The 18,388-nt window shown below is 65.3% G+C and carries 15 protein-coding genes; 4 read left to right on the top strand and 11 right to left on the bottom strand.

The features are described from left to right. Both VC212_RS10830 and VC212_RS10825 read right to left on the bottom strand, forming a co-directional pair. Positions 1 to 3,147 (bottom strand): efflux RND transporter permease subunit, encoded by a 3,147-nt coding sequence (locus VC212_RS10830; RefSeq protein ID WP_115528493.1) that lies wholly within the window; start codon positions 3,145 to 3,147, stop codon positions 1 to 3. A gap of 15 nt (positions 3,148 to 3,162) precedes the next feature. Beyond that, on the bottom strand, positions 3,163 to 4,362 hold the full coding sequence (locus VC212_RS10825; RefSeq protein WP_323515718.1) for an efflux RND transporter periplasmic adaptor subunit: 1,200 nt from the start codon (positions 4,360 to 4,362) through the stop codon (positions 3,163 to 3,165). A 126-nt stretch (positions 4,363 to 4,488) separates the two neighbouring features. On the opposite strand from VC212_RS10825, the gene VC212_RS10820 reads away from it, so the two are divergent. Beyond that, a complete protein-coding gene (locus tag VC212_RS10820; RefSeq protein WP_055849822.1) occupies positions 4,489 to 5,109 on the top strand; it encodes a TetR/AcrR family transcriptional regulator in 621 nt (206 codons plus the stop codon). 490 nt (positions 5,110 to 5,599) lie between these two features. Here the strand turns inward: VC212_RS10820 and VC212_RS10815 are convergent, their stop codons facing one another. The 7 genes from VC212_RS10815 to creD form a co-directional block, all read right to left on the bottom strand. After that, entirely contained in the window at positions 5,600 to 6,118 is a 519-nt protein-coding gene (locus VC212_RS10815; protein WP_323515719.1) for a Fur family transcriptional regulator, read from the bottom strand. A 13-nt stretch (positions 6,119 to 6,131) separates the two neighbouring features. Then, on the bottom strand, positions 6,132 to 7,535 hold the full coding sequence (gltX, locus tag VC212_RS10810) for a glutamate--tRNA ligase (protein ID WP_323515722.1): 1,404 nt from the start codon (positions 7,533 to 7,535) through the stop codon (positions 6,132 to 6,134). A gap of 243 nt (positions 7,536 to 7,778) precedes the next feature. Then, a complete protein-coding gene (locus VC212_RS10805) occupies positions 7,779 to 8,870 on the bottom strand; it encodes a DUF3616 domain-containing protein (RefSeq protein ID WP_055849814.1) in 1,092 nt (363 codons plus the stop codon). A gap of 156 nt (positions 8,871 to 9,026) precedes the next feature. Further along, entirely contained in the window at positions 9,027 to 9,923 is an 897-nt protein-coding gene (locus VC212_RS10800; RefSeq protein WP_323515725.1) for a carbon-nitrogen hydrolase family protein, read from the bottom strand. A gap of 70 nt (positions 9,924 to 9,993) precedes the next feature. Beyond that, positions 9,994 to 10,596 (bottom strand): GNAT family N-acetyltransferase, encoded by a 603-nt coding sequence (locus VC212_RS10795; RefSeq protein WP_323515746.1) that lies wholly within the window; start codon positions 10,594 to 10,596, stop codon positions 9,994 to 9,996. A 51-nt stretch (positions 10,597 to 10,647) separates the two neighbouring features. Then, positions 10,648 to 11,070: a hypothetical protein gene (locus tag VC212_RS10790; RefSeq protein ID WP_323515728.1), complete on the bottom strand. Its 423-nt coding sequence runs from the start codon at positions 11,068 to 11,070 to the stop codon at positions 10,648 to 10,650. A gap of 7 nt (positions 11,071 to 11,077) precedes the next feature. After that, positions 11,078 to 12,397 (bottom strand): cell envelope integrity protein CreD, encoded by a 1,320-nt coding sequence (creD, locus tag VC212_RS10785; RefSeq protein WP_323515730.1) that lies wholly within the window; start codon positions 12,395 to 12,397, stop codon positions 11,078 to 11,080. A 442-nt stretch (positions 12,398 to 12,839) separates the two neighbouring features. Between creD and VC212_RS10780 the strand changes: the two genes are divergently transcribed. Continuing rightward, entirely contained in the window at positions 12,840 to 13,652 is an 813-nt protein-coding gene (locus VC212_RS10780) for a C1 family peptidase (RefSeq protein ID WP_323515732.1), read from the top strand. 290 nt (positions 13,653 to 13,942) lie between these two features. On the opposite strand, the gene creC is transcribed toward VC212_RS10780, so the two are convergent. Together creC and creB are read right to left on the bottom strand one after the other, a co-directional pair. Next, positions 13,943 to 15,391, bottom strand: a complete 1,449-nt coding sequence (gene creC / locus VC212_RS10775; RefSeq protein ID WP_323515734.1) for a two-component system sensor histidine kinase CreC — start codon at positions 15,389 to 15,391, stop codon at positions 13,943 to 13,945. Between the two features lie 49 nt (positions 15,392 to 15,440). Further along, entirely contained in the window at positions 15,441 to 16,145 is a 705-nt protein-coding gene (gene creB, locus VC212_RS10770; protein WP_193553230.1) for a two-component system response regulator CreB, read from the bottom strand. Between the two features lie 204 nt (positions 16,146 to 16,349). Here creB and rlmJ point away from each other — a divergent pair, with 204 nt between their 5' ends. Together rlmJ and VC212_RS10760 are read left to right on the top strand one after the other, a co-directional pair. Next, positions 16,350 to 17,258, top strand: a complete 909-nt coding sequence (gene rlmJ, locus VC212_RS10765; protein WP_055849804.1) for a 23S rRNA (adenine(2030)-N(6))-methyltransferase RlmJ — start codon at positions 16,350 to 16,352, stop codon at positions 17,256 to 17,258. A 397-nt stretch (positions 17,259 to 17,655) separates the two neighbouring features. Continuing rightward, positions 17,656 to 18,198 (top strand): GNAT family N-acetyltransferase, encoded by a 543-nt coding sequence (locus tag VC212_RS10760; protein ID WP_055849802.1) that lies wholly within the window; start codon positions 17,656 to 17,658, stop codon positions 18,196 to 18,198. Positions 18,199 to 18,388 lie beyond the last annotated feature (190 nt).

Genomic DNA, 18,388 nt, shown 5'->3' with positions numbered 1-18,388 from the left:
TCAGTGTCCTGTCGGTTGCGGAGTAGCGGGCGTGGCAGGTTGCGCGCGGCGCTTGAATAACCCGCTGACCAGCACGAAGAACAGCGGTACGAAAAAGATCGCCAGCACCGTGCCGGACAACATGCCGCCGATCACCGCCGTGCCCAGCGCATGCTGCGCGCCGGCACCGGCACCGCTGCCGAGCACCAACGGCACCACGCCCAGAATGAAGGCCAGCGATGTCATCAGGATCGGCCGCAAACGCATGCGCGCCGCTTCCAGCGCCGACTCGATCAGGCTCTTGCCGCTCTCGTGCAGCTCCTTGGCAAACTCCACGATCAGGATCGCGTTTTTCGATGCCAGGCCAATGGTGGTCAACAACCCCACCTGGAAGTACACGTCATTCATTTTCCAGGTCAGTATCGCGCCCAGCAGCGTGCCGAACACGCCCAGCGGCACCACCAGAATCACCGAGAACGGAATCGCCCAGCTTTCGTACAACGCGGCCAGACACAGGAACACGATCAGGATCGACAGGCCGTACAACAGGCCGGTCTGGCCGGTGGAGGATTTTTCCTGCCGCGACAACCCGGTCCACTCGAAGCCGATGCCCGGCGGCAATTTGGCCGCCGCCGCTTCCACGATCTGCATCGCTTCGCCACTGGACGCCGCGCCGGGCAGCGCCATGCCCAGGATCTCCACCGACGGCACGCTGTTGTAGCGCTCCAGCCGCGGCGAGCCCGATTGCCAGCTGGCAGTCGCGAAGGCATTGAACGGCACCATGGTGCCGGCGCTGTTGCGCACGAACCAGCGGTCGACGTCCTGCGGGTTCATACGGTAAGGCGCGTCGGCCTGCAGCATCACCTTCTTGACCCGTCCCTTGTCGATGAAGTCGTTGACGTACACGCTGCCCCACGCACTGGCGAAGGTGTTGTTGATGTCGGCGATCGACACCCCCATCGCCTGCGCACGGTGCGGGTCGATCTCCAGCTTGAACTCGGGCGTGTCTTCCTGCCCGTTCGGGCGCACCGCCACCAGGCGTTTGTCTTGCGACAGCTCGGCCAGCAACTGATTGCGCGCTTGCATCAAGGCGTCATGGCCCAGATTTGCGCGGTCCTGCAACATCAGATCGAAGCCGGTGGCATTGCCCAACTCCGACACCGCCGGCGGCGCGAACGCAAATACCCTGGCATCGCGGATGCTGGCGAAAAAAGCGCCAGCCTTGCCGGCTACGTCGGTGACGCTCTGGCCCTTGCCGGTACGCTCGTCCCATGGACGCAATTTGACGAAGGCAAACCCCACGTTCTGCCCGGTGCCGGCAAAGCTGAAACCGGACACCGCAAACACGCCTGACACCGAATCCTTCTGATCGACCAGGAAGTGATGCTCCACCTGTTTGAGCACCTCGTTGGTCCGCGTATCGGTAGCACCGGGCGGCAACTGCACCAGCACGAACAACGTGCCCTGGTCCTCGTCCGGCAAAAAGCCCACCGGCAACTTCATGAAACCGAACACCACCAGCGCCAGCAACACCGCATAGGCCAGCATGTACCGCCAGCCCTTGCCCAGCATGTGCCGCACCACGCCTTGATAGCGGTGATTGCCGCGATCGAATACGCGGTTGAACCAGCCGAAAAAGCCAGTAGTGGCCATGCCATGGCCTTTGTGCACCGGCTTGAGCAAGGTGGCGCACAAGGCCGGGGTCAGGATCATCGCCACCAGCACCGACAAGGTCATCGCCGAGACAATCGTGATCGAGAACTGGCGGTAGATCACCCCGGTGGAGCCGCCGAAGAACGCCATCGGCACGAACACCGCCGCCAGCACCAGCGCAACACCGACCAGCGCACCGGAAATCTGGTCCATCGATTTGCGTGTGGCGTCCTTGGGCGACAACTGCTCCTCACCCATCACGCGCTCGACGTTTTCCACCACCACGATGGCATCGTCCACCAGCAGGCCGATCGCCAGCACCATCGCGAACATGGTCAACGTATTGATGGTGAAACCGAAGACGGCGAGCACGCCGAAGGTACCCAGCAACACCACCGGCACCGCAATGGTTGGAATCAAGGTGGCACGGAAGTTCTGCAAGAACAGATACATCACCAGGAACACCAGCACTACCGCTTCGATCAAGGTGCGGACCACCTGCTCGATGGAGATGCGCACGAACGGTGTGGTGTCGTACGGCTTTTGCACCTTCATGCCCGGCGGGAAGAATTTCTCCTGTTCTTCCAGGCTTTTGTCGATGGCGCGCACCGTATCCAGCGCATTCGCACCGGTGGCCAGCTTGATCGCCAGACCTGCGGCCGGCTTGCCGTTATAACGGCCTACCGTGTTGTAGCTTTCGCTACCCAGTTCGATACGTGCCACATCGCGCAGCCGCACCTGCGCGCCATCGGCCTGCGTGCGCAGCAGGATGTTTTCGAATTGCTCGGCGGTCTTGAGCCGGGTCTGCGCAGTGATGGTGGCATTGAGCTGCTGGTTGGCCACCGCCGGCAACGCGCCGAGCTGGCCGGCCGACACCTGCGCGTTCTGCGCCTGGATGGCAGTGCGCACATCCACCGGGGTGAGATTGAAATTGCTCAGCTTGTCCGGGTCAAGCCAGACGCGCATGGCGTATTGCGAACCGAACAACGTGGTGTCGCCCACGCCTTCGACACGGCTGATGGTTTCCTGCACGTTGGCAGCTACGTAGTCGGACAGGTCCGAGTCGCTCATGCTGCCGTCTTCGGAGGTGAAGGCCAGCACGTTGAGGAAATTGGTGGCCGACTTGGTCACCGTCACACCCTGCTGCTGCACTTCCTGCGGCAGCAACGGCGTGGCCAGCGACAACTTGTTTTGCACCTGCACCTGCGCAGTGTCCGGGTCGGTGCCGTTGTCGAAGGTCAGCGTAATGGTCACCGCACCGCTGGATTCGCTGGTGGAGGCCATGTAGCTGAGATGGTCCAGCCCCTTCATCTTCTGCTCGATGACCTGGGTGACGGTGTCTTCCAGCGTCTGCGCCGAGGCGCCCGGATAATTGGCGGTAATGGCGACGGCGGGCGGCGCGATGCTGGGGTATTGCGCAATCGGCAAGGTGGCGATGGACAGGATGCCGGCCAGCATCACGATGATGGCCAACACCCACGCGAAAATCGGACGGTCAATGAAAAAGCGTGCCATGTCGTGTGATCCGCCTTAATTTGCCGCACGCGGCGTGCTGGGCGCAGATGGCGCGCCCGCAGCGTCGCTGCGCTTTGGTTGCCATGGCACGGTCTTGACCTGGATGCCGTCGCGCGCACGCGAAGCGCCTTCGACCACCACCTGTTCGCCGGGCTTCAGGCCGCTGCGCACCAGCCACTGGTCCCCGACTTCGCGGTCGGTGTCCAGCACGCGCAACTGCAACTTGTGGTCGGCACCGACCACGAAGACGGTCGGCTTGCCGGCACCATTGCGCGAGACCGCCTGCTGCGGCACCAGCACGCCCTGTTGCTTGACGCCTTCCTGCAGCACTGCGCGCACGTACATGCCCGGCAGCAGATCCGCGTTGGGGTTGGGGAACACCGCGCGCAGGGTGATCGAGCCGGTGTTCTGGTCCACGGTGACATCGGAGAACGCCAGCTGGCCCTGCAACGGATAGCGGCTGCCGTCTTCCAGCAGCAGCGACACTTTGGCCGCGCCTTCGCCGGCCTTTTCCAGGTCGCCGCGCGCCATCGCCTGCTTCAGCCGCAACACCGCCACACTGGGCTGGGTGACGTCGATATAGATCGGGTCCAGCTGCTGGATGGTGGTCAGCGCGGTGGCCTGATTGGCGGTCACCAACGCGCCCGGCGTGACACTGGAGCGGCCGATGCGGCCGGAGATCGGGGCGTCCAGACGGGCGAACGCCAGGTTGATACGCGCGGTCTCCACGCTGGCCTTGCCGGCCGCCACGTCAGCCTCGGCCTGGCCCAGCGCTGCGTCGGTGTCGTCGCCTTCCTGCTGGCTGATCGCCTTGATCTGCGCCAGCTCGGTGTAGCGCTCGGCCTTGAGCCTGGCGGTGCGCAGATTTGCCTGCGCCTTGGCCAGCGTGGCCTGGGCGCTGGCGTAGCTGGCGCGGTAGGTCGCCGGATCGATCTGGTACAGCGTCTGCCCGGCCTTGACGTCGCCGCCTTCGGTGAACTGGCGCGACTGCACGATGCCGCCTACCTGCGGCCGGATTTCGGCGATCAGGTACGGCACGGTGCGCCCCGGCAGCGCGGTGGTCAGCGGCACTGGCTGCTGCTTGACGGTCAGCACCGCCATCTCGGGAGTGCCCTCTTCTGGCGGTGGTCCGCCCGGCGGGCTGCCGCAGGCGCTGAGCAGGACGGTGGCGGCAACAGCAAACAACGGCAGGCGGTAAGAGGCTTGAGAACGCACGAGAAGGTCTCCGAAGACGCGCGATTAAAAATATAAACGGTACGGTTCGGTATCCTAATAAGCTCAACCGTGGGCGTCAAGCATTTCTGCCCAGTTGGTATACTTATGAATTAGCAGGAGGACGGGATGCGGGTCAGAACCGAAGCAAAGCGCGACGCCATCATTCAGGCTGCCAGCGAGGTATTCCTCGAACTGGGCTTCGAAGGGGCGTCGATGTCGCAGATCGCGGCCCGGGTCGGCGGCTCCAAGCGCACGCTGTACGGCTATTTTCCGTCCAAGGAAGAGCTGTTCGTTGCGTTTGCCAAAGACATGTCCGACAGCTACATCGACCCCTTGCTGGATGCGCTGTCGCAGAGCAGCGGCCCCATTGCCGTGGCCTTGCAGCGTTTTGGCGAGGACATCCTCACCTTCCTGTGCGCCCCCTCCTCGATCACCATCTGGCAGACCATCATCGGCGTCTCCGGCCGCTCGGAAGTCGGCGCGCTGTTCTTCAATGCCGGTCCGGAAGAAGGCATGCAGCGCGTCGCCGACTTTCTGCAACTGCAGATCGACCGTGGCCTGATGCGGCGTACCGACGCGTCGTTGGCCGCACGCCAACTGGGCGCCCTGTTCGAAGCGGAAACGCTGATGCCCTGCCTGTTCGGTGCGCTGAAAGATCCGTCGCCCGAGTATCTGCGCGACGCCACGCAACGCGCGGTGGAGATGTTTCTGGCGGCGTATGGCTGCGAGGCGGGCAAGACGGCCTAAAGCGCTGCGTCCGCGCCGTTGCGGTTTGTGCTGCGCGCACCATCACCTGCGCAGGCGGGCGCATCACGCGTGCATCGGCTTGCGTGGTGGTTGAACACTGAAATGACCGCGCCGTCAGCGCGATCAGGCATGGAACCGGCTCAACGAACGCGCTGTTCCAACCCGGCCTGGAGGCGCCGCGTGAACTCCATGCGCCGTACCGGGTTTGAAATGTCGGTGACGCTGCGCGCAGGTCAGGCATCGGGAAAGCGAGCGCTCGCTGACCGATGATCGATGACCCGCTGGCTTGAACGCTGCGGGCCGTCAACGCGTTGCTGTACCACGCAGCGACACCCATGGTGCCGCCACTTGGCGGCATCGGAACCGGTGATCTGCCGCATTCAACCGGCTGCGCGCTACCGCCGCCTCACTGCACCACTACGCACACTACTGCCCTGGCATCGCGCCGCGGGCGTGCCGAAGCCGCGCGTTGCGCGACCTGGCGGGAGGCTTACTCCGACACTGCGCACTTGGCGCACAGGCCATGCACTTCCAGCGTCTGCGCCTGCGGCTGGAATCCCAGCGCCTTGGCGCGGGCTTCCAGTTGCGCCACCACCTCGCGGTCTTCCAGTTCCACGGCGCTATGGCAGCGGTCGCAGATCAAAAACGGCACCGAATGCTGGGCGCTGTTGGGGTGGTGGCAGGCGACGAAGGCGTTGACCGATTCGAGCTTGTGCACAAAGCCATTGGCCATCAAAAAATCCAGCGCGCGGTACACCGTAGGCGGGGCATCGGCGCCCACGCCCTTGCCTTCGCGCACCCAGTCCAGCAGTTCGTAAGCCTTGACTGGTTTGCCGGCGTCGGCGATCAGCCGCAGGACGTTGGCACGGATCGGCGTCAGCCGCAGGCCGCGCTCGCTGCAGGCGCGCTCCACCGCGCGCACGAAGCTGTTGGCATCGTCCACGTGATGATGCGGGGCCGTGCAGGCATGGTCCTGGTCGTGCGGTTGGGTGTGCGTGTGCTTGGTCATACAGGCTCCGGCGTCAGGCCGCTCCAATCTTGATGAGTGCCGCATCGATGCGTTTCAAGGCACCCTGGCGACCAGCCAGGTACACCGTCTGCGAAATGTCCGGGCTGACCTGGGTGCCGGTGATGGCCACCCGCAGCGGCTGGGCGACCTTGCCCATGCCCAGTTCCAGCGCCGCGGCGGCCTCGTGCAGCGCCGCCGACACGCTTTCCACGCTCCACTCGCTCAGCGCCGCCAGCATCTCGCGCGCCTTGCCCAGCGGCACTTCCGCACCGAGCTTCAGGTGCTTGATCACCGCCGCTTCGTCGTAGGTTTCCAGCGGCTGGTACCAGACCACGGCTTTTTCGGCCATGTCCTTCAGCGTCTGCACGCGCTCGCGCAGCGCCACCACCACATCGGCAGCGGCCGGGCCGGCGCCGATGTCCAGGCCAAGCTTGGCGAGCTGATATTCCAGCTGCGGCGCGATGCTGGCCGGGTCATCGGTCTTCAGATAATGCTGATTGACCCAACCGAGCTTGGCCATGTCCAGGCGCGCAGCCTTGGAATTGACGTCCTTGACATCGAACAGGTCCAGCAGTTCCTGCTGGCTGAACAACTCCTGGTCGCCATGCGACCAGCCCAGACGGGCCAGGTAATTGATCAGCGCATGCGGCAGGTAGCCGGCGTCCTTGTACTGCATGACATCGGCCGCGCCGGTGCGCTTGGACAGCTTGGCGCCCTGCTCGTCCAGGATCATCGGCATGTGCGCGAACTTGGGCACCGGCGCGCCCAGTGCTTCATAGATGTTGATCTGGCGCGGGGTGTTGTTGATGTGGTCGTCGCCGCGGATCACCTCGGTGATGCCCATGTCCCAATCGTCCACCACCACCGCAAAGTTATAGGTGGGGAAGCCGTCCGGGCGGAAGATCACCATGTCGTCGAGCTCGCTGTTGGCGATCTCGATGCGGCCCTTGATCAGGTCGTCGAACACCACCGTGCCGCCGACCGGGTTCTTGAAGCGGATCACCCGGTTGGGGTCGTCGCGGTACGGCAGCTGCTGCTCGCGCGCGGCGCCGTTGTAGCGCGGCTTTTCCTGCTTGGCCATCGCGGCCTCGCGCATGGCGTCGAGCTCTTCGCGGCTTTCGTAGGCGTAATAGGCCTTGCCCTGCGCCAGCAGCTGCTCGGCCACCTCTTGATAGCGGGCAATGCGCTGGGTCTGGTAGACCGGGCCTTCGTCGTAGCCCAGGCCCAACCAGTCCATCGCCTCCAGGATGGCGTCGATGGCCGCCTGGGTGCTGCGTTCGCGGTCGGTGTCTTCGATGCGCAGCACGAACTCGCCGCCGCGGTGGCGCGCCTCCAACCAGCAATACAGGGCGGTGCGGGCGCCGCCGATGTGCAGGTAACCGGTGGGGCTGGGAGCAAAGCGGGTGCGGCAGGTCATGGAACGCTCGGCGAAACGGGAGTGCGCCGATTTTACCTTGCGCAGCGTGGCCCTGCCCGGCCGGGTGCGGCGGCGGTGATGTCGGGTGCCGCAGCGGCGCCGCATCGCGCATCGACGGTGGTGCCGGCATGCCCGTGTCCTTGCCGCGCAACGCCTTCAGCCGCTCGCGTCTGCGCTGCGATCAGACCCTTGAAGCTCGACCGCCGGCTGCGCACTGCACGCTGCGGCCGGCGTCGGCCTGGCTCAGCGATTGCGCAACAAGTCGCCGTACACCACGCATTCGCCATCGCTGCGCGCCGGGCCGGGCGCGTCGTACAGCACCAGCCAGCTGGGAACCTTGCCGGCCAGCTGCGGCGGCAGGTTACAGATGGCTTCGGCGCGGTCGCTGTCCTTGCCATGCGGCAGCACCGCCGATTCCAACAAGGCATGCTGAAAGCGCACCGGCTCGCGGTTGGCGGCCAGCACGGTGCGTGCGTCCGGCCATTTGAACAGGCGGATCTCGCCGTTCAACACCATCGTGGGGCCGGCCAGCAGATACAGATCGTCGCCGGAATAATGCAGATCGCGGATGCCCAGCCCGCCCAGTTGCAGGAAGTGCTTGCGCAGCAGCGTGCCGTCGTCGTCCAGCGGCGCCAGGCGCAGATGGTCGCCATGCGCTTCCACCTGGATTTCCAGCAGCGCCGACCAGCCGCGCAGCACCGGCCCGCGCAGCCCAAGCAGCAGGCGCTTCCCGTCGGCCACGATGCCTTCGATATCGAAGCCATTGTCCTTGCCGGGAATCTTCAAAAACGGGCCAAAATGCGCGTCGTCGGCCAGCAGCTCGGTGAGCTGGTTGTGCTTGGCGTCGCCCTTGAGCCGCAGCGCGCGGCGGCCATCGGCAGCCTCGCGCACCAGCCGTGGCGTGCCATCGGCATCGGACTCGATCGGCAGGCAGGCCAGCAGGCGGCGGTTGGCGTCGAGCTTGAGTTTGGTCAGGCGTTTGGCGTTGTCGGCATCGTCGCGGCCGGGCTTGGCGTTCTTGCGCTTCAAGCCATGCGAGCCGATCACCCAAAGATAGCCGTCCGACAGGCCCATGCCTTCCAGATCGGCTTCCTCTGCGTCCTCCCCCGGAAGATCCAGCAGCTCGGCCAGTGGGAAACTCTGGCCCTCACCGAAGCGCAGCGTCTCACGCTGGGTCGGCTGCAGCTTGCGCAGGCGATCCACCGCGCAGGCTTCGTCGCCGGCCACCCACAGCCAGTCGTCGGTAAACGCCGCGCCGGACAGATTGCTGTGCACCAGCGCGCCGGGTGCGAACTCCAGCCGGACGCTGTGCGGAATCAGGGTTTTCTTGGCCATGGGAACCTGGTGGGTGGTGTTACGAAGTTGGGCGATTGAAGGCCTGCGCACGTAGCTGCGCGGTCGCTGCATGCGGCGGCAGGTGCTGAGCGCACCCACCGCGTTTGCAACCTCCGCGCCTGCGCACGATGCGAGCAGGGGATCAATCGTTCTTGGTCAATCGAACGCGGCCAGCTTGGCACGCGCCACTTCCGGCGCCAACTGCCCCGACCAATCGCGGTCGTTGGCCACCTGCGCGTGGGCGCGGCTGGCTTCGAACGCATCGAAGTCCAGCGCGGCATACGCCCAGACGGTGTCTGCATCGGTTTGCGCCAGCACGCCGTCGGCGGGGAAGCCCACATCCATCGGTGCAAACACCGCCGCCTCGCCGGTGTTGATGTCCAGCGCGGGGCTCCAGGGCGCCTCACCGGCGGTGACCGATTGCGCGACGAACATGCGGTTTTCCAGTGCGCGCGCCAGACACCCGACCCGCACGCGGGTGGCGCCGGCGGCAGTGTCGGTACAACTGGGCACGATCAACAGGCGCGCGCCTGCTTCGTACTGCGCGCGCACCGGCAACGGGAACTCGCTGTCGTAGCAGATCGCAATCGCCGCACGCACGCCGTCCAGCTCGAACACCTTCAATGCATCGCCCGGCTCGATCAGCCCGGTGGCTTTTTCGAACCCGGTCAGTTGCAGCTTGTCCTGCCAACCGTGGCCGCCGTCGGGCGTGAACCAGTCGCTGCGATTGCGATAGCGGCCATGGCCCAGATCCAGCAGAAAACTCCCGGCAATCAGATGCAACCGGTGCTGCCGCGCCAGGCCGGCAAACAGCTCCAGCCACGCCGTTCGCAGCGCCTGGATGGCCGCCAACGACTCAGGCAGGCCGGCCGAAACCTGCGTGCCGAACGTGGCCGCCAGCTCCAACGACAGATATTCCGGCAGCACCGCCACCCGCGCGCCGGCAGCCGCAGCCTCGCCGATCAGTGCCGACATGCGCGCGGCGAAGGCTGCGAAATCCACGGGTTTGCCGATCGGATACTTGGCAACGGCAATGGTGAGCGGAGCATTCATCGGCAAGCTTCCTTTAACGGCTCTATAGCGACGTAAAACGTGCGCAGCAACGCAATCGACTGCACCACGCTCAAGGTTTCAGCGCGCGCGTCCACACACTCAAGCTGTGGTCGATCTGCCCATGTTGCAACTCCGCCCACTCCAGCTGCACCTGCATGCCTGGCTGCGGCGCGTAACCGCGCTTGCGCCAGAACACATCGTTGGGGCGATAGTCGGCAGGTTTGCGCGGGTCGTCCGCTGCACGTTCCACCGAGCAGAACGCGGCGAGCGTAAAGCGGCCCAATGCTCGGGCATGCGCCTCGCGCCTGTCGAAGAAGGCATGGCCAATGCCCTGCCCGCGATACGCCGACAACAACACCGACTCGCCGAAATAAAACACGCTGGCCGGGTCGATGCCGGCGGCGCTGAATGGCGTGTGGAAAGCGGCGCTGTCGTCGAGCAACGGCAAGCCGGTGGAGGCGCCGATGACCGCATCGCCATCGCGCGCCAGGACGAACACGCTATCGGGCGAAGCGGCATAGGCAGCCAGATAGTCGCGTTCGTAGCCGGCATCGCCGTCGTACAGATACGGCCATGCGCGGAACACCGCGATGCGCAACTGCGCTAGCGCATCCAGATACGGCAACACCGCGTTGCCGTGAACTGTTTCAACGATCAGGGAGGTGCCGGTCATGCGGCCATGGTAAGCGAGCCTGGCCATGTTGCGCTGCTGCACTGCCGCGGCTCAACGCAGCCAGCCGTCATGGCGCTGGGCCGCGTTGCCGGGCTGTTGCCACATCAACCACACCGCCGCTTCTTCCTGGGCCACCAGCACCCCAAGCAGCGCATCGGTACTGCGCGCCCAGTAACTACCGTTACTCAAGCGCTGCCACGGCCCGTAGCCGCGCACACGTGCGTCCGGTGCCGGCGCCTGCTGCTGCCGCGACGCCTGCAAAAAACTGCATCCATCCACACGCAAGGCCTGCGCCGTGCGCGCATGCAGGCGCAGGCCGATCACCCCACGGCGGCCCTCGCGCGCCAGCGGCAACGCCGACAGCGGCGAGCCTTCCCATTGCGACAGTGGCGCTGCGGGAAGCAGCGCCACCGTGTCGATTCCGGCGGGCAGCAAACGCTGCGCCCGCCGGTACACCTGTGCATGCGCGCGCATGTCGACCTCAGCGCAGGCTGTTGCCAAGCTCGTACCAATCGACCTTACGCGTCACCCACATGATGCTGGCCAGGATGCCGAACAGCAGCAGCGCCCCCATCAGCAACGAGTTGTCTTCCGAGACCAGCAGGCTATAGAGCACGCCATACAACGCCGTCAGCATCACCGAGAACCCGGCAGCGCGTACCCAGCTCCGCAACACGCCGGACAGATAGAAGAACTGCAGGCCGATACACGCCGCCGCCGACACCAGATACGCCTGCCAGAACGCGATGTGCTCGGAAAGGCTCAGCAGCAACAGGAAGAAGATCGCCAGCGCCAGGCCGACCAGCAGGTATTGCAACGGATGGATCGGCAAGCGCTTGATCAGCTCGAACAACACGAACGCCACAAAGGTCAACACCACGAACAGGATGCCGTACTTGCTGGCGCGATCGGCCTGGGTATACACATCCACCGGGTCGACCAGACGCACTTCCAGCGTATCCAGCGACGACTGCGACGACTGCAGCTGCGTCTGCGCACCGGTTGCCAGCGACGACAGCGACCAACTCGCATCGAAGCCACGCTCGCTGATGGTCGGCGCATTCGGCAGAAAGCGCCCACCGAACAACGGATGCGGCCACGCCGAGCGCAGCGCGATGTCGTTATTGTCGGCAATCGGCGCGATGGTCAGACTGCGCGTGCCATCCAGCACGAATGCCATATCCACCGCATTGCCATCGACCAGCTTGCCGGCCAGCGGATCGCCCAAGGGCTGCAGATCGGCGTGAATGCCGGCAGAGCGCGATGCCAGGCCGCCAGCGCCGCTTTCCAGCGTCAGCGTGCGGCCGTCCACCCGCAGCGTTGGCGTGCCGACCAAGCCACGCACGTCCGAAATGCCCACGGCCAGATGCGGCTGACCATAGCTGCGCCCGGCCACGGCCGGATACTCGAGCGGGTCGAATTCGGCCTTGAGCTTGGCCTTCCACGAATACACCTGCACGCGGAACAGGCCGATCTTGCGCTCGGACGGCAGCAACTCGCCGCTCAGGTTGAGCGTGCGAGGGGTCTGCAGCAGCTGCCCATCGCGCTTGCGCCAGACCTTGTGCGACTTGCCCTCCTCGTCCGGCTCGGTCACCTGCACATCTTCGGTGTACGGCAGCACCCGCACCGGTGCGATGAACTGCTGCTCGCCGGCCTTGCTCTGCGCCACCCGCTCCACCGCCTGGTCGCGGTACTGCGCACGGTCCTGCACGGTGCCGCGAATCAGCAACAAGGGAATCAGCAACAACAGGATCAGCCCGCCGATGGTGGCGAACCGCAACAACAGTTTCAGGGATTTCATCGGCCATCCTCATTCTGGGAGGTGGTCAGGGTGCAAGGCGACGGTGTCCAGGGTTTGAGGTGAATTTGAAGCGAATGTGAAGTGCCGCCTCTGCACGCGCGCCGGCCGACACTGTGACCCAGTCAGGAAATCGCGTTTTTACGCTTTAAAAGTGCAACGCAGGCCCAGTGCACGCTTCCGTTTCAGTGATGACACTTCGCATCACCGCCGCGTTCTTTCGCGCCAGGCGCAAGGATGAGCACGCAGCTACGCACTTCAGGGCCATCCCTTCTTTTCCTGAGTTATTCCGCTTACGGCTTTCTGGTTTTGTCGGCCTTCGGCGTCTCTTTCCTTTTTTCTGCGTGCACCGCATCGGTGTCGTCCCACCCGTGTGCCCGCTTGCCGGCCGTGGTTCCAACAGTGCGCACGACTGCATTCCTCTACTCCCTGGAGTCTGTCTTCCATGAACAAGCAATGTTCACTTGCGCTTTGCGTGCTCGCCGCCCTGAGCCTGTCCTCCGCCGCAGCGCAGGCGGCAACGCACGGAATGGGTTTGAAGCCATCGTCGTTGATGCAGCCGGTCACCCCGCTATTCGGAACCGCGAGCGCGGCCAAATCCCTTCCCGCCTCGGTGGACCTAACCGCCTGGGCGATCACGCCGGGCGATCAGGGCCAGGTGGGATCGTGTGCGTCGTGGGCCACCGCGCACACCTTGACCGGCTGGTACGCCAATGCCAGCAAACAGGCGCAAACTCGCTTTGCCCCGATGTATCTCTATAGCCAGGTCAACGGCGGCGTCGATGACGGCTCCACGCTGGAAGCCCCGCTGGAAGTTGCGCTGGCGCAAGGCATCGCTACCGAGCAGCATTATTCGTGGGGCAACTACAACTGGAAGAACCCACCCACCGCCGCCGACCGCGCCAACGCCGCCAAAAACCCCACGCCCTACCGGAAGTACACCGTGCTGTATGCGGGCAACGGCGATGGCGGGCGCGCCCTGATCGAGCAGATCAAACTGGCGCTGGCCTCGTCCACGCCGGTCGCCATCGGCTTCTATGTGCGGCAGGGTTTTGAGGACCTCACCCCCAAGAATCAGGTCGACTACGACATCAAGACCCCGATCCTGGGCGGGCATGCGGTGATCGCGCTGGGTTACGACAGCGAAGGGCTGATCGTCGAAAACAGCTGGGGCACCGAGTGGGGCAACAAAGGCTTTGGCAAGCTGTCCTGGTCGGTGGTGGCCAAGGACGTCACCGGCGCCGACGTGGTGCACTAGCGCACCGCAGAAGCGCACTGCGATGTGCGGCTGATACGGATACGGCATGCGCGCTGGTGCATGCCGTATTCCGCATGCCGCATTTCCTGCAGCGATGGTGCGTTCTCGGCGTCCTACTGCTGCACAAGCTCTACTTAACACCAAGCTCTGCTTAACACCAAGATCGGCCAACAACATGCCTGCGCTCACCGCCAGGCGGGCGCGGCCGATACGGCATGGCCCTCTCTCCGGATCTGAGCACGCCGTCCACACTCACCTGACAACTGCTCGCGACGCTGTGTCAGCCGCGCTTAGCCGATCGGCAGCCGCAAGGTCGCAATCGCACCGCCACCGTCGCGATTGCCCAGCGCCACATCGCCACCGTGCAGGCGCGCCACCTCGCGCACGAACGGCAAGCCGAGGCCGGAGCTGCGTTGCCCGGTCTGCGGCCGCGCCAACGAGTAAAAGCGCTCGAAGACGCGTTCGATGGCGTAGTCCGGCACCCCGCTGCCCCGGTCTTCGACCGACAGCTGCCAGTACCCTGCATGTATGTGCGCACGCAGCTGCACACTGCTGCCCTGCGGCGAAAACGCAATCGCATTTTCCAGCAGATTGATCAGCGCCTGACGCAACAAAAATCCATCGCCAGATACGTGCTGCTCGCCGCTCGAATCGGGCGGCGCGGCACTCTCCAGCTGCACACCCGCTGCGGCGGCACGCGGCGCAACCGCCTCCAACGCCGCTTGCAGCACGCTGCTCACAGCGATGCGCGCGCGCGTCTGCAGCCGACCGTGCTGTTCCACCTCAGCCAGCGCGAGCAGCTTGTCGATGGTTTCGGTGAGCCGTTGTTCCTGCGCGCGGATGCTGGCGACAAAATGCTGACGATCGGCTTCCGGCAACGGCTCGGTCAACAACTCCGATGCGCCACGGATCGCCGCCAACGGGCTTTTCATTTCATGCGTCAGCGACTGTACGTAATGCTCGACGTAGGCCTTGCCTTCCAGCTTGCGGCGCATGGTTTCCAGCGCCTGGCCGAGGTCGCCGATTTCATCGCCGCGCGGTTTGGGTGGCGGCACCGGGATACCGGCGCTCACGGCCTGCGCATAGCGGTTGAGCCGGCCGATGCCGCGCATCAGCCACCAGGTCATCAGGATGCCGATCAACGCGGAAATACCGATCAACCAGGCCCCGCGCTGCAGGATGTTGCGTTGGCTGGCTTCGATAAACGGGTCGATGCTGCGATTGGGCTGGGCCAGGGTGAGCACGCCGATCAACTTGCCGGGTTGGTCGGGCGCGTAGATCGGTGCGGCCACATGCATGACGGTGGCTTTAGGGTCGCCATCGAGTTCCGGGCTGGAACGCGCGCCGTATTCGCCACGCAAGGTGCGGTAGACATCGTTCCAACGCGAGTTGTCGCGTCCCACATCGCGGCCCAGCGAATCGAATACCACCACCCCGCGCGCATCGGTCACGGTGACGCGGTAATCCACATTGTTCTTGCGGAAGCGCCACACCCAGGCCTTGGGGTCGCGCTGCTGCGCCTGCGCCAGGTTGTGCGCAAAGCGGCCGTCGACGATGTGCCCGGCGGCCAGGTCGCTGCTGGCCATTTCTGCCAGCACGTTGGCCGCATCCACCAACGTGGATTCCATCGCCTGACGCACGCCGGGTTTGACCTCGTTGACGAACACCCGCATCACGAAGAACGCGGCCAGGCCCACGATCAGGAAGAAGCCCAGAAACAGCTTGAGACCGAGCCGCATGTCAGCACCCCACTCGGTTCAACGCACCACACACACGCCAGTCCATCGGCTACAGCTCCAGGGCGTAGCCAAGGCCACGATGGGTGCGAATCGGGTCGGCCGGCACGCCCGCCAGGCGCAGCTTGCTGCGTAGCGTCTTGATATGGGTGTCGACGGTGCGATCGGCGCTGTCGGCGCTGGCATCCCAGCCGCGATCCATCAACTGCGCACGGCTCAGGATCGCACCGGGGCGTTGCAGCAACGCAGCCAGCAACGCGTATTCGTAACGGGTCAGCGGCAACAAGGCATCGCCGTAGCGGATGCGGCTGCCGTCGCGGTCGATCGCGAACGCGCCATGCGGCTGCCAACCCGGTTCGGCCACTGCTGCCACGCTGCGGCGGCGCAGACGTGCGCGCACCCGCGCCACCAGCTCGCGCGGGGAGAACGGCTTGGCCATGTAATCGTCGGCGCCCAGCTCCAGCCCGAGCACGCGGTCGATCTCGTCGTTGCGCGCGGTCAGGAAGATCACCGGCACCTCGCTGAAACTGCGCAGGCTGCGGCATACCTCGAAGCCGTTGATGTCCGGCAGGCCCACGTCCAGCACCACCACATCGGCCGGGTCGGCACGCAACCGCGCCAGCGCGTCGCGGCCCAACAGGCAATGTTCTGCCGCATAGCCTTCGCTACGCAGCGCGTAGAGCACGGTATCGGCGATGGCGGCTTCGTCTTCGACGACGAGTACGCGGGCGGGAGAGTCGGACATGGCGCGCAGCATAGCCGCATGCCGGCGCGGCCCATAGCGCGCAGGCTGCCAGGCCGCGGCACGCACGCAAGCGTCGGCGACAGACGTTGGCAACAGATGGCCGGGGCGGCTGCGCGCTCCCGGCGCCCCGCCCTCAGGACCATGCCGCTGGTGCATCCCGCCACGCCGCGCACCCGCGCGCAGCGCAAAGGGCCGCGCACGCTCTACACTTCCCCGATGAACTATCGCCACGCCTTCCATGCCGGCAACCATGCCGACGTGCTCAAGCACATCGCCTTGCTGGCGCTGATCGACACCCTCAAGCGCAAGGACACCCCGTTTTTCGTGCTCGACACCCACGCCGGGCGCGGCCGCTACCAACTCGGTGGCGAAGAAAGCCGCAAGACCAACGAAGCCGATGCCGGCGTGATGCGGCTGATGGCCGAGTCCACCTTGCCGGAGGTGGTCGAGCGCTATCTGCGTGCGGTGCAGGCCGACAACCAGACCGTCGCCCGCCCCGCCGTACCTGGGCAAAAGCCGGCCCGCCCCACCGCCGGCATCCAGCTCAACCATTACCCCGGCTCGCCGCTGCTGGCCGCGCAGGCCCTGCGCGAGCAGGACCGCATGGCGTTCTGCGAATTGCAGCCGGACGAGGCGGAGGCGCTCAAGACCCTGTTCGCCAAGGACAGCCGCGTGCGCGTGCATGCTGGCGACGGCTATGCGGCCATCCGCGCATTTTTGCCGCCGCGCGCCGGCGACACCAAGATCGGCCGCGGGCTGGTGCTGATCGACCCGCCGTACGAGTCGCAGGACGCCGAATACCAGCAGATCATCCATAGCGTGCGCGAGACGTTGGCGCGCTGGCCGCAGGCGATCTGCATGGTGTGGTACCCGATCAAGCTGCGTCGCAGCCTGCAGCCGTTCATGCGCAAAGCGGCCACGTTGCCGGCCAAGTCGGTGCTGGTGGCCGAGCTGCAGGTGCGCCCGGACGACTCGCCACTGCGCCTGACCGGCAGCGGGCTATTGATCGTCAACGCGCCCTGGCAATTCGACAAGGTGCTGGCACCGGCATTGCCGGTGCTCAAGAAGCATCTTGGCGAACTTGGCGCTTCCACGCGGCTGGAATGGCTGCGCCAGGACGCCTGATACACCCGGCAATCCGTGGAGCATTCGCCTGGCCGCAGTTGCGGCGACGGCACACGTCGCACGGTGCGCCTTGCACCGGCGTCAGTGCGCATCGGCTGCTGGCTGATGGCCGCAGCAGTCTGGCATTGGCATGAGGCAGGGCCTTGGCGCGACCGCCGGGCCTGGTCTCAAACAGGCGTGATCGATCCAGCAGGCCGCCATCCAGCCCCCGCCAACAGGCGGCAACTGCGGGGGTGATCGCGTGCGGGCAAGCTCACGACCGGCTCACGGCTCCGCTCGTTACAGTTGTCTGGGAAGCACTGCCACCCCTTGATGGCCCTCAGCGGCGCACCGGATTCATTCATGGTTGCGCGCCGGGCTGGTGCCAGAATCTTCCGATCTTTAAGGAACACCGGTCATGGCCATTCGCAATCGCATGCCTCCCTGGCATGAAAACTTCAGCCTGCCCAATGGCCGCACCCTGTTGCTCCGCCCGATCCGTCCCGAGGACGGCCCGCCGCTGCAAGGGGCATTCAGCCTGCTGGGACCGGAGGAAATCCGCGCGCGCTTCGTACGCTCCTCCGCCGAAATCACCCCGGAGATGGTGCAGCGCCTGACCCATCCCAACCCCAAGACCGAGATCGTGCTGGTCGCCGCCGAGCAGTTGCCCCCGGGCGAAGCCCTGGTCGGCGCGGTGGCGCGCGCAGCATTGGTGCCGGGCACCCGCCAGGCCGAATACACCATCCTGGTCAGCAGCTTCGTCGCCGGCCAGGGCCTGGGACGGCAATTGATGCGCAAGCTGGTGAAGTGGGCGCGCCGCAAGTATCTGGATTGCCTGTTCGGCGACGTGCTGCAGAGCAACGTCCCGATGCTGCAGCTGGCCGAATCGCTGGGCTTCAAGCCGCAGGCGCATCCGGATTCGCCGGAACTGGTGCGGATGGTGCTGGAGCTGGATGCCTGAGGGGCTGGGATTGGGGGGTCGGGATTGGGGATTCGCTAAAGGCCGTTACGGTGCTTGCTGGTTGCAGGGTCCTTGCCCGCCTACCAGCGCGGGACACGCCGCAAGTACGTCCCTGTAGCAACTGTGTTGGTCAGGACCTCAATCCGCGACCGTTGATCGGTTTCCTTCGGGCGTGTTCATCGGTAGGTGC

Source organism: Xanthomonas sp. WHRI 8932A (assembly GCF_035012785.1).
Lineage (GTDB): Bacteria > Pseudomonadota > Gammaproteobacteria > Xanthomonadales > Xanthomonadaceae > Xanthomonas.
This window is presented reverse-complemented; position numbering and strand designations above follow the sequence as displayed.